The organism is Vibrio sp. D404a (genome assembly GCF_030248535.1).
In the GTDB taxonomy this organism is placed as follows: domain Bacteria; phylum Pseudomonadota; class Gammaproteobacteria; order Enterobacterales; family Vibrionaceae; genus Vibrio.
On the sequence record NZ_JAHGAJ010000014.1, the window covers coordinates 121,833 to 133,875 of the forward strand.

Consider the following 12,043-nt stretch of genomic DNA (forward strand, 5'->3'; position numbering starts at 1 on the left):
TTAAAACGCCACACCGACATTTGTTGGTGTGGCGTTTTTGTTTGAGGAGTATTTCATATGTGATTGATATCAATAGTGTGCGTTAGCTTAGGTTTTTAACATTATGTTAATTAATCCGTTTAAACAGCAACCTACGTGATTCATAATGCATTAAATTTATAAATATTCCTTATAGATGCGCCAAACGTCGTTCAATTTCTCCATGTTATGGGCTACCGCTTTAAGCTGGGTGCTCATTACGTTAATGCCTGTTATCAATGCTCATGGTGACAGCGCAGGCGTGTGGGCGACGTTATGTACGGTCAACGGCTTTGAACTAGTACAAGTTGAAGAGGGCGAGCCACAAACCCATCACGGTAAACCGTGTCCTTTTAGCCACTTTTCTAGTTTCCACCATGATGAAATTCCAACTGCACTACTGACAACTCGACTGAGTTCGATTGTCTCCGACAGCTACGCTTTTTTGGCTCTAAGCGAGGCTTTTAAGAGACACTCCCCAAGAGGCCCACCTCTCGCTATTTCCTAACTCAAATAACAACAAATAAAACAACACATTAAGTAAAGTTAATACGCTCACACCTTTCCTCACTTTCTGAATTAATCAGAAGGTGTTTTGGTGCGTGCAAAAGGAAATATCAATGTCGAGAATTGAATCTCAACCTGCCGCTCTGGCACGAAACAAAACCCTCTATTTTCTCACTTGGCGCTGGCACTTTTATGCTGGGCTGTTCGTTATCCCGTTTATGTTGATGCTAAGTATCACAGGGCTTGTAATGCTGCTTGATGATGAGCTTGAGAGCGCTCTATACCCAGAAGCACTGGTGATGCAGAGTGGTACGAGCTCAAGTGTCATCATCTCAATTAATGACCAGCTCGCCGCCGTTAAATCGCAATATCCTGAAGGAACGGTAACTCAATTTATTACCGCTAAATCTGCAGACTTACCTAACCGATTTTCTGTGAATTTGGCCGATGGTCGATCGGTCTTTGTAACCGTGAACCCGAGTACTGGAGAAGTGATCGGTGAAATTCCTCGTAGTGAGAGCTGGTATCAGCTGGCGAACGACATCCATGGCACTCTACTGGTAGGGGATTGGGGCGATTACCTGATTGAAGTGGCGACCAGTTTATCTATTTTGCTACTCGTGAGTGGTATCTACTTATGGCTGCCGCGCGATAACGCCACAAAAGCAGGCTTTTTGAAGATCCGTATCTCTTCTGGCACTCGAATTTTAATGCGTGATCTGCATGCAAACCTTGGTGGTACTCTGTCTTTGGTGTTGCTGTTGTTCCTATTGTCGGGGCTTGCGTGGGCTGGCTTTTGGGGCGGTAAGATGGTTCAAGCTTGGAGTAGTTTTCCAGCGCAGATGTGGGATGATGTCCCTTTGTCTGAGCAAACTCACGCCTCGTTAAATCACGGCTCGGAAGAGGAGTACCCTTGGAACTTAGAGCAAACTCCGCTACCTGAATCGCACGATCATTCGGCAATGACCGATGAGCACAGTCACCATATGGTGTCAGGGGAAAGCATTTCTCTTGATCAAGTCGTCAAACAAGCGACTGAACTTGGCTTTACTTATTATCGAGTGAACTTTCCACACTCTGAAACGGGTGTCTACACTATCACGGCCAATACGATGGGCGGTGATATTATTGATCCTAGGGAAGACCGTACCACTCACCTAGACCAATACTCAGGCCGCATTCTTGGTGAGGTGACATGGAACGATTACAACGTGATGGCAAAAACATTGGCTGTGGGCATTTCGTTGCACCAAGGAGACATTAGTTTGGTTAACAAGCTTCTTAATGTCCTATTTTGTTTAGCATTTATCATCGTGTCTTTCACTGGCGGTGTGATGTGGTGGGTACGCCGCCCTGCAGGAAAAGGGAAGTTGGGTGTGCCGCCTAAGTTTGAGGATTCAGGTATCTGGAAAGCAGGCTTGGTGACCGTGGTTCTAATCTCTGTTCTATTCCCGTTAGCCGGAGCAACCATTGTGATTACGATGTTACTCGATTGGCTGCTGTTCTCACGCGTTGAAAGGCTGAAAATGGCTTTAAGCTAAACGGAGAGTTAAAGCTAATCAGATAGCCAAAGCTAACCAGAGTCTAAGCTAAAGAGATAGAAAGCCGCTCCTCTATGAGTTACGTGTGCAGCTAAGAGGGGCGGTAATTTGGCTTAAACCAATAATGATAAACTTTATGCGGATCTTTACGCTTGATAGAGCTCGAGAGGTAAGCCATCAGGGTCTGCGAAAAAAGTAAACTCTCGACCGGTAAATTCATCTACGCGAACCGGTTCTACCTCAATTCCTTGTTTTTCTAAATAGCTCTTCACTTGTTGAACATCCTCAACACAAAATGCCAAATGTCGTAACCCCTGAGCTTCTGGAAAACTCGGTCTCTCTGGCGAATTTGGAAAACTGAATAACTCAATTTGAGCGCCATTAGGTAGGGCTAAGTCGAGCTTGTAAGATTGGCGTGTCTCACGATAGTTCTCTGCAATTACCTCAAGCTTTAAAACCTCGGTGTAGAAGTGCTTTGAAACCTCGTAGTTTGAACAGATGATGGCAGCGTGGTGAATTCCTTTCAGCATTATTTGATCTCTCCTGCCAACTTATCGCTCAAGTGTTCCATCGCATAGTCAATAAACACTCTTAAACGCGCGGGCATGTATTTGGTCTGCGCAAACTGCATCGCGATAGCGCCGTGATAGTTACTTTTAATTGTCCAGTCGTCGAGTACTTGAACTACGCTTCCTTCCGCGAGCGCATCCTGAATCACGAAGTCGTGAAAGATTCCGATGCCAAGGCCTTCTTTGACACCCTTTAGTCGCATTTGAGAGTGATTGACGGCATAGCGACCGCTGACAGGAACGGTGTGGAATTCATCGTCTTTAAGAAAATCCCAAATGTGGTCTTTGTCCGTTTCAGCAAGGTAAAGACAGTCATGCTGGCTAAGATCAGTCGGGTGGGAAGGGGTTCCCTTGTTCGTAAGGTAATCTGGGCTAGCACACAGCACTAGGTTGGTTTTTCCTAGCTCTTTGAGCACTAAGCTCTCATCGGGCTTGTCGGTGAGGCGAAACGCGATATCAATCCCTTGACGCAGAATATCGATGTCACCATCGGCTGCACGCAGCTTGAGTTGGATCTCTGGGTATTGATTAAGGAACGGCACCACAAATGGCTGCAATACTGAGTTTAGAAACGCTTCTGGCGCAGCCACCGTCAATGAGCCTGAAGGCTCTGTATGATCCGAGGTTGAAAGTTCAACCGCTTGTTGCGCCGCGTTGATCATCACCACACTTTGGTCATACACCAATTGGCCGGCCTGCGTAATGATGAGGCTTCGCGTGGTTCGTTCAAACAACTTCACTGACAGCGCTTTTTCCAAACGGGTGATGAGCTTACTCAGCGCCGATGGTGTCACACCAAGCTGCTTGGCTGCGGCGGTAAAGCTGCCCTCATTCACCACCAAAATAAAGGAGGCAAGATCAGGAAGTAGGGCTATCAGTTTTGGGTTGATCATAACGTTGGGTACTCGGCCAGTGGGCTGATATTTCTAGAAATCGACAGTCAGCATCATACGTCAAACTCCATTCAATATTAAGCGTAGTGTTTTGTGTGGTTTGCACCATTTTAATGCAGTCAAACAAGCAGGAGATTCTGTCTTTTATAAAAATTACTGTGTGGTCTGTATTTATACAACTTAATCCATATACTGGCTGAATAATAATCGTCAAATCAGTTGGTTAATAAAGGGATTTCTATGGATAAATCAGAAAGCTTATTTCAAAAGCAGCGCGTAAAACGTTTTAATTTCTCAATATGGACGGTACTGACTGGGACGCTACTCGCCCGAACGAGCTACTTTATGGCATGGCCTTTTCTGATTGTCTTTCTCTATGAAGATTATGGTGCATCCGCGATTGAGGTCGGCACTATGTTGGCGGCTTCTGCTGTCGTTGGTGCTGGTACCGGGCTCTATTCTGGTTACCTATCGGACAAACTGGGTCGAAAGTGGGTGATGGTGTTTGGTAGTTGGATTGCCGCAATATCTTACTCAGGTATCGCACTCGCAAGTGAGTTGTGGCAGTTCTATGTGTTGATCATGATGACAGGTTTAATGCGCCCGATGATAGAAGCACCCGCAAAAGCTGTGATAGGGGACAACCTAGATGACAAGAAAGACCGAGAACTGGCACTCAACATTCGTTACTTTCTACTGAACTTAGGCGGTGCTCTTGGGCCATTAATTGGTATTACCTTAGCGCTCGCACAACCACAAAACTTGTTCTTTGTGGCTGGTGGTACCTATGTCGTTTACGGATTTTGGCTGTTACTTGGAATCGAGCGTAAGGGGACTTTCATTAAGCCCGACCCTTCCCAGTTGCCGAACTTTACCGCGACCCTAAATGTCATTCGTAAAGACAATATCTTTGTTAAGTTGATGGTCGCAAACTTCATTATGATGTTTGTCTATGCGCAGGTTGAGTCGTCTATTCCTCAGGTCATCGTGCGTTCATCGATTACAGACGCAGCACAGTTAATCGCTGGTCTGGTTTTGGTCAATACTCTCACCATTATTGTCTTTCAGTTTCCGATGCTCAAATGGCTCGAGCATGTGCCTCTGTTTGTGAGAACTCGAATCGGTATGTTCTTGATGGCTATTGCACAAATTGGCTTCTTGTTTACGCCAAATGATTGGCCGTTAGGTTGGGGAATTGCTTGTTTTATATTAAGTTTAGGGGAGGTGATTGCTTTCCCAACCCTTAATGTACAAATTGATAGAATGGCGCCTCCTCATTTAAGGGGCTCTTATTTCGGTGCCGCTGCCCTTTACTCACTTGGTTTTGCGATTGCGCCTCTGATTGGCGGTGTAGTGATAGAGGTGCTCAGCGCGGATTGGTTATTTGTACTCTGTTTCATCCTATGTTTGGCGATGATTTGGTTGTATTGGTTGGCAGAGCACACAGAAGACACTGTTGAAAGAGAGCCGATTACCCAGAGCTAACAAGTGAGCCTTGGGAGTTAAGCGTCCGATAATAACCAAGGCAGCGTGAGTTATGGATAAATTGAATTTTGCACAAGAGTTAAAGCGTCTGCGCGAAGAGAAGGCGCTGTCTCAAGAAGAGATGGCTGATATTTTGGCAACCTCTCATCGGGCATTCTCGGGTGTGAACCAAGTGATGGTCAGCCAGTGGGAGCGTGGAAAAACGCTACCCAGTTTTGTTCGACGCCTTGGGATTGCGAGCTTCTTTCAGCGAGAGTACCAATTCTCGGTGGATGAGATGGTCCATGTAAAAGCGGCCACCAAACTGATGGAGACGCGCTTCAACATTGATATAGGGTACGATTATCACATCACCAGTGTAGAAGCGACGGACTTTAGTGCTTTGTCTGGGGAGCGCACAAAGTCGATTCAAAACATGCACCAGAAGCTCTACGGACATGACTTTATTCAGGTATCTCGACAACTTGGGGTGGAACTCGAGAACATGAAGGCGCTCAGTTTTCTATACAATGGCGTTATCATCGGTCACGTTATCTATGATAGTGCTTCTCACCTGTTATGCAGTCTGGCTGCGGTCAGTGTTACTATTCGTCGTAAAATCTTTGATTACTTAGCAGAGCAATTCACAGGTACAGAATTTCGATTCCCAACGATCGATCCAGCAATGTGCCAGTTTCTTTATGATCTCTATTTCGAACCATACACGACGAAACTGGGCATGCTGTTCTTCAAGGCTGAGATCTGTAAGGTCGTCAGCAATCCTTTTTCTCAGAACATTCAAAACAAACACGATATCTATTTTAAATATTTAAGATACCAAGATCTTAAGCAGAAAAAGAAAAGCGTCGAGTTTGTAATAACTTAGCACCTATCCTCTCCTACATAATAAGCATCAGATCGGGCAGGGCAACGGGCTTGCTATAAAGGAACCCTTGGTAGCTATCAAACCCAAGTTGTTGAACTCGGCTTCGAGTGGTGTTGTCCTCAACGCCCTCGGCAACGGTCGCAATGCCTCGCTTTTGACAGTATTCAATCACAGTTTCGATAAGTGATGATGCTTCGCTCTCAGGCTTATTGATCAAGGAACGATCGAATTTAACCTCGTCGATGTTTAGCGTCTGGATCTTATCGATATCTGAATAACCCACGCCGAAGTCATCAATGGAAATCTTAATGCCCAGTGCTTTATAGTTTTCAACTTGAGAAGCGAGTGATGCGCAGAGTTCGTCATTTTCACTTAACTCAAATGTCAGTTGTTTGGCTGGAAACGAGCTGTTCCAAAGCATCTCTCTCACTCTGGCAATGTTATCTGGGTTGGCCAGTACCTGCTTGCTGATGTTTACTGCAAGGTTCAAAGAGGGCGAAACTGCTCTTATTTCAGTGAGTGCTTGTTCTAATACGTTAAAGAAGATGGTTTCTTCATAGCCAAGCGCAAAAGCACGATCAATGAATGTACCGGGTGCAAACACGCCGTGCTCAGGGATATCTAATCGGAAAAGCGCTTCAACACCAACCACATCTGTATTGTCAGTGCTATCGTCAGAGTTCGCTTTTACTTTTGGTTGGTAAAAACAGGTGTGCCACTCATTGGCGAAAGCTTCCTTGATCAATTGGTCAGATAAGTTCATTGGTCAGTGCGCTCATTGGTTAAGGGAGGCGCATTGTGCAGGGATATGCGTCTAGTCACTATATCGTTTTTCGGGAAAATTTTTTAATTCGACATAATTCGAACTATTAACGCTTAGACTAGCGCTTTGACGCTCTTTTTCTAATCAGGTTGAACACTGAATTGTGACTCTCTTCATAGTTAACGCATTTGATTCATGCCTCAGGTTCATTAATGTTTTTCCAACTAGAGGGATAATCGCCACGGGGATGTTCTACTAGAATATAGGCATTAGTTTTACAGTGTAAATGGCCGCCACGACGCCGTTTATACTTCCCCTATAAATAAGCAGCCAAGGTGCTGTGAATAATAACTAGGAAGGAATTAGACAATGTCTTCTGCATTCTACCAACAGATTGAAAAACAAATTGAAGAAGTAAAGGCTGAAGGTCTTTACAAGTCTGAGCGTGTTATCACTTCTCAACAGCAAGCAGCTGTTAAGATCTCTACAGGCGAAGAAGTACTAAACTTTTGTGCAAACAACTACTTAGGTCTTGCGAACCACCCTGCGCTTATCGAAGCGGGTAAAGCGGGTATGGATGAGAACGGTTTTGGTATGGCGTCTGTACGTTTCATCTGTGGTACTCAAGACATCCATAAAGAGCTAGAAACAAAGCTTTCTACATTCCTAGGTAAAGAAGACACTATTCTTTACACCTCTTGTTTCGATGCGAACACAGGTCTGTTCGAAACTATCCTAGGCAAAGAAGATGCAATCATTTCTGATGCGCTAAACCACGCTTCTATCATCGATGGTGTTCGTCTATGTAAAGCAATGCGTTTCCGCTACGCGAACAACAACATGGAAGAGCTAGAGCAGCAACTTATCGCTGCTAAAGAAGCGGGCGCTCGCCACACACTTATCGTAACTGACGGTGTGTTCTCAATGGACGGCGTAGTCGCGAACCTTCCAGCTATCTGTGACCTAGCAGATAAGTACGATGCACTTGTAATGGTTGATGATTCTCACGCTGTGGGCTTCATGGGCGAAAACGGCGCTGGTACTCACGAGTTCCACAACGTTGTTGACCGTATCGACATCATCACAGGTACGCTAGGTAAAGCAATGGGTGGCGCTTCAGGCGGTTACACGTCTGGTAAGAAAGAAGTGATCGACTGGCTACGTCAGCGTTCTCGTCCATACCTATTCTCTAACTCAGTTGCTCCAGCGATCGTTAACGCGTCTATCCGTGTTCTTGATCTTCTAAAAGAGAGCGGCGAGCTTCGCGACCGTCTATGGGAAAATGCTGCACACTTCCGTACTCGCATGGAAGATGCAGGCTTCACAATGGGTGGTGCTGACCACGCAATCATTCCAATCATGCTTGGTGATGCAAAAGTAGCGGCTGAATTCGCAGAGCGCGCTCTAGAGAAAGGCATCTACGTTGTTGGTTTCTCTTTCCCTGTTGTACCAAAAGGCCAAGCGCGTATCCGTACGCAAATGTCTGCTGCACACTCACGTGAGCAACTTGACCGCGCTATCGATGCATTCATCGAAGTGGGTAAAGACATGGAAATCATCTAATTCTGACGTTTTACTCAGAATATAGATAACGCAATATTTTTGATTCTCGCCTTATAGTTAGGCGAGATGAACTAGGTAACATTATGAAAATTAAAGCACTTTCTAAGCTTAAGCCTGAAGAAGGCATTTGGATGACCGAGGTTGAAAAACCTGAAATGGGTCATAATGATCTTCTTATCCGTATTAAGAAAACCGCAATCTGTGGTACAGACGTACACATCTACAACTGGGATGAGTGGTCACAAAACACAATTCCGGTACCTATGGTTGTAGGTCATGAATACGTGGGTGAAGTTGTTGGCATCGGCCAAGAAGTTCGTGGTTTTGAAATCGGCGATCGTGTATCGGGCGAAGGTCACATCACATGTGGTCACTGTCGTAACTGTCGTGGCGGCCGTACTCACCTATGTCGTAACACTACAGGTGTTGGCGTAAACCGCACTGGTGCGTTCTCTGAGTACCTAGTCATCCCAGCATTCAACGCATTCAAAATCCCAGCAGAAATCTCTGACGATCTCGCATCAATCTTTGACCCGTTTGGTAACGCAGTACACACAGCGCTATCTTTCGACCTAGTAGGTGAAGACGTTCTGATCACTGGCGCTGGTCCAATCGGCATCATGGCAGCAGCAGTTGCTAAACACGTTGGCGCACGTCACGTAGTGATCACAGACGTAAACGAATACCGCCTAGACCTTGCTAAGAAAATGGGCGTAACGCGCGCAGTAAACGTGATGGAAGAGAAGCTAGAAGACGTAATGGCTGATCTAGGCATGACTGAAGGCTTCGATGTAGGTCTAGAAATGTCTGGCGTACCATCTGCGTTCAACAGCATGCTGACTAACATGAACCACGGCGGTAAGATTTCTCTACTAGGTATTCCACCATCAGACATGGCAGTAGACTGGAACCAAGTAATCTTTAAAGGCTTGGTTATCAAAGGTATCTACGGTCGTGAGATGTTCGAAACTTGGTACAAGATGGCTTCACTAATCCAGTCTGGCCTAGATCTAACACCAATCATCACTCACCACTACAAAGTGGACGACTTCCAAGCTGGCTTCGACATGATGCGCTCTGGTATGTCTGGTAAGGTTATCCTTGATTGGGAATAATCTTAACTGATTGAAAATATTAAGAAAGGCGACGGTGAAAACTGTCGCCTTTTTTGTGTCTATGTCACTTTAAAAACACCAACCCTCAAAAAACCCGCGTGTCGCCTAATGGCTATTTTCTGTATGGGTACTCTCTAAAATATCTCGTGAATCATGTACACAATACCAATGACTAACGAAGAGAGGGCCCATGGCTTGTAAATCACTTGCAGTAATAATGAGTGGATTATTATTAACGTCTACTGTTGCGATTGCTAATGAAGAAAGTAATCAAACAGCAGATCAGGCTGCAAAGGAACTTGCAAACCCAAATACGGCTTACGCTAGTCTCAATTTAAAACTCCAATATTCATCGGGTTATGACGGTGGAGGGGACAGTTTTTCCACGGTCTTACAACCGACTCTGCCTTTCCCATTAGCGAACGGTGGCAAGGTGATATTTCGTCCTGCGCTATCGTACATGCAGAATGATTTCTATACCGAGTCAATGTCTGGTTCGACGCATCGGAATCAGTCAGGCGTCAGTGATATCTCCTTTGACTTAGCTTACGCACCTAAGTTGGAAGGTGGCACTATTGCTGCGTTTGGTGTGTTTTCATCCTTGCCGACAGGTAGAAGCGATTTAACATCGGATCAATGGGCGATTGGCCCTGAGTTAATGTACGGCAAGGCCAGTGGTGAAAGGGTTGTCGGTGTGTTTCCTCACCATCTATATGGCATAACGGGGGATGGGGCGGATAATTTAAATACTCGAATCAACAAACATCAGCGCAGTTGTTCTGGGTGGAGATATTGGAAGGCGGTTGGACCGTTGGCTCAGCTCCGACACTCTCTTACGATTGGAACAAAGATCAGGCAGAGATTCCATTAAACATCAGTGTCAGCAAAACAACTGTTTTGAATGGTCGTCCTTGGAAGTTTGGTATTGAAGCGAACTACTATATTGAGAAAGATGAGGAGACACGTCCTGATTTTATGTTGAGCTTTAACATCAGCCCAGTAGTAGAAAACAAGTTGGCTTTTTTGTTTGACTAGATTCAAAAGCATGGTCTAGGTGTTAGGAAAGAACTGGTTCAGATAATGGGATGAAGCTTGATTCTCATCCCAATCTTATTTGGTATTCTCGCTATTAGGCAAACGCTAGCCACAAAACGAGCAATGGTATACAAAGTAATAGAAATATAGTTGGGTTTAATAATGGTTTGTCCCATCCAAGTCTTTCGATATCTCTAGATGTCAAATCTAAGTCGATATTTTCACAGTATCTATTTAATTCACTCATAGTTAATTACCCTTAGACTATTATAGAAGGTGATCTATAAACTAGATTGTTGGCTATAAGGTATATATTTATATTTAAGGTTTAATGTTCTATTCAAGGAAATTAACCAATGCATATAGGAAGTAGATGAAAATAGTCACAATGAATAACCATGCTCCAAGATCCTTTTTTACTTGCTCAATAAAATTTCTCATTTCTATGTAATCCTATTAACTTGTTTTTTCTTCCTACAGGGTTTGGACGGTTCTTCCTACTACTTATAAAGAGAGCTAAGGGAGAGGATCTCACAATCTCCTGCCTTGATTTTTCAAGCTCTTGAAGCATTTGGCAGTGGTCGGTTTGGAAGGGGTTGTTAAAAGTTTTTTTGTTGTATCCAAACTCATTGGTCTGGTAGCAAATGAACCACTCATGGCTTTCAAAACAAGAGACGACGATACCCATGTCATAGAACTCTAGGAGCCCATTTGTATCAATAGATATATTTTGTGCTCGAATAATATAGTAGACGTAGTCACCCTCATTTAACTTCGTTGATTTTACTTTCCAATTTCTCATTTATATTAACCAGAATAACGTTCATCATTGTAGATAGGTACATTTAGCACTAATAATTAAAGTTGGAATATGAGCTAAATGTAGTGTTTTAATTATCTATAACACTTTTGATTAGTGTTCTTGTAAACAAGGCAAATATTATATAAGTAAATGACTTATATCAATGTAATTACTGTGTGTATTAATTTAACGCTTGTTCAGTTTGTTTGAATGTTTACCTATGATTTTGGAATAAAGAGATAAAGTCTGATTGTATTTTTTAAAGAGAATCGAATTTAATTTGGTTGGACATTGAGGATAGATTTTTTGTAGGGAAGGGGGAAGGGGAAGAAAAGTGCTCTCACTAAATCAAACGCCTCAGGATTGCCTCTGAGGCGTTTTATATCGATGAGCAAGAAAGCTACTTATCGACGTCACCCAACACGCCTTCATGGGATAGGTCACCAGATAGTTCGGCTTGTATCTCTGCTAGGCTCTCTTCTTCTGACGCGACGATCTTTCCTGTTATTGCATCGACTTCAACTTCATAGGCCTTATCGCCGTGCCTGATGAAAACATCCCACTGGGTATCAGGTTCGTCGTGTCGAATCCCTAATACTTCTACGCCCACAGATTCCAGAGCTGCTTCAATGGCTTCGGCTTTGCTAATGATCTTAGCGTCAGAGGCTGCGTAACTCGGAATGCTTGCTACGCCAAATGCGGTAATGGCTGCATATATAACGAAATTCTTCATTGGTCTCTCCATTAACTAAACATGCTTTGTGCTTTAAACCTAGTACGGAGTTCATGACTCATCAACGATGCGTAATGGTCTCTCTTTTTGGTTTTAGAATGAGACTTCTAATGCAAGTCATGTTCATTTGTACCAGTAGCACCAATACTGCGCC

10 protein-coding genes and 1 pseudogene are annotated in these 12,043 nt (G+C 44.1%); 7 read left to right on the plus strand and 4 right to left on the minus strand.

The annotated features are described in order from the left end of the window. The first annotated feature begins 175 nt into the window (after positions 1–175). Together KI655_RS08580 and KI655_RS08585 are read left to right on the plus strand one after the other, a co-directional pair. Positions 176–526 (plus strand): hypothetical protein, encoded by a 351-nt coding sequence (locus KI655_RS08580; protein ID WP_285403693.1) that lies wholly within the window; start codon positions 176–178, stop codon positions 524–526. A gap of 112 nt (positions 527–638) precedes the next feature. Continuing rightward, positions 639–2,066 (plus strand): PepSY domain-containing protein, encoded by a 1,428-nt coding sequence (locus tag KI655_RS08585; protein WP_285403694.1) that lies wholly within the window; start codon positions 639–641, stop codon positions 2,064–2,066. Positions 2,067–2,212: 146 nt separating this feature from the next. Here the strand turns inward: KI655_RS08585 and KI655_RS08590 are convergent, their stop codons facing one another. Continuing rightward, on the minus strand, positions 2,213–2,596 hold the full coding sequence (locus tag KI655_RS08590) for a VOC family protein (RefSeq protein ID WP_285403695.1): 384 nt from the start codon (positions 2,594–2,596) through the stop codon (positions 2,213–2,215). After that, complete coding sequence (locus KI655_RS08595; protein ID WP_285403697.1) at positions 2,596–3,528, minus strand: LysR family transcriptional regulator; 933 nt, start codon at positions 3,526–3,528, stop codon at positions 2,596–2,598. The genes KI655_RS08590 and KI655_RS08595 overlap by 1 nt, the downstream gene beginning before the upstream one ends. Positions 3,529–3,768: 240 nt before the next feature. Between KI655_RS08595 and KI655_RS08600 the strand changes: the two genes are divergently transcribed. Both KI655_RS08600 and KI655_RS08605 read left to right on the plus strand, forming a co-directional pair. Beyond that, positions 3,769–5,013: an MFS transporter gene (locus KI655_RS08600; protein ID WP_285403699.1), complete on the plus strand. Its 1,245-nt coding sequence runs from the start codon at positions 3,769–3,771 to the stop codon at positions 5,011–5,013. A gap of 52 nt (positions 5,014–5,065) precedes the next feature. Beyond that, positions 5,066–5,878, plus strand: coding sequence for a helix-turn-helix domain-containing protein (locus tag KI655_RS08605; protein ID WP_285403701.1), 813 nt, complete (start codon positions 5,066–5,068; stop codon positions 5,876–5,878). Positions 5,879–5,891: 13 nt separating this feature from the next. Here the strand turns inward: KI655_RS08605 and KI655_RS08610 are convergent, their stop codons facing one another. After that, positions 5,892–6,641, minus strand: coding sequence for an EAL domain-containing protein (locus KI655_RS08610; RefSeq protein WP_285403703.1), 750 nt, complete (start codon positions 6,639–6,641; stop codon positions 5,892–5,894). Positions 6,642–7,010: 369 nt separating this feature from the next. On the opposite strand from KI655_RS08610, the gene KI655_RS08615 reads away from it, so the two are divergent. The 3 genes and pseudogenes from KI655_RS08615 (at position 7,011) to KI655_RS24115 (ending at position 10,354) form a co-directional block, all read left to right on the plus strand. After that, positions 7,011–8,204 carry a glycine C-acetyltransferase gene (locus tag KI655_RS08615; protein WP_285403705.1) on the plus strand — a complete coding sequence of 398 codons (1,194 nt, stop codon included), beginning with the start codon at positions 7,011–7,013 and terminating at the stop codon, positions 8,202–8,204. An 83-nt stretch (positions 8,205–8,287) separates the two neighbouring features. Continuing rightward, positions 8,288–9,319: an L-threonine 3-dehydrogenase gene (tdh, locus tag KI655_RS08620; RefSeq protein ID WP_032550347.1), complete on the plus strand. Its 1,032-nt coding sequence runs from the start codon at positions 8,288–8,290 to the stop codon at positions 9,317–9,319. 190 nt (positions 9,320–9,509) lie between these two features. Then, positions 9,510–10,354 (plus strand): annotated as a pseudogene (locus KI655_RS24115) (hypothetical protein). Positions 10,355–11,556: 1,202 nt separating this feature from the next. On the opposite strand, the gene KI655_RS08630 reads toward KI655_RS24115, so the two are convergent. Next, the gene (locus KI655_RS08630) at positions 11,557–11,889 is read right to left on the minus strand and encodes a PepSY domain-containing protein (RefSeq protein WP_285403709.1); all 333 of its coding nucleotides are present in this window, start codon (positions 11,887–11,889) and stop codon (positions 11,557–11,559) included. Between the last annotated feature and the right edge of the window lie 154 nt (positions 11,890–12,043).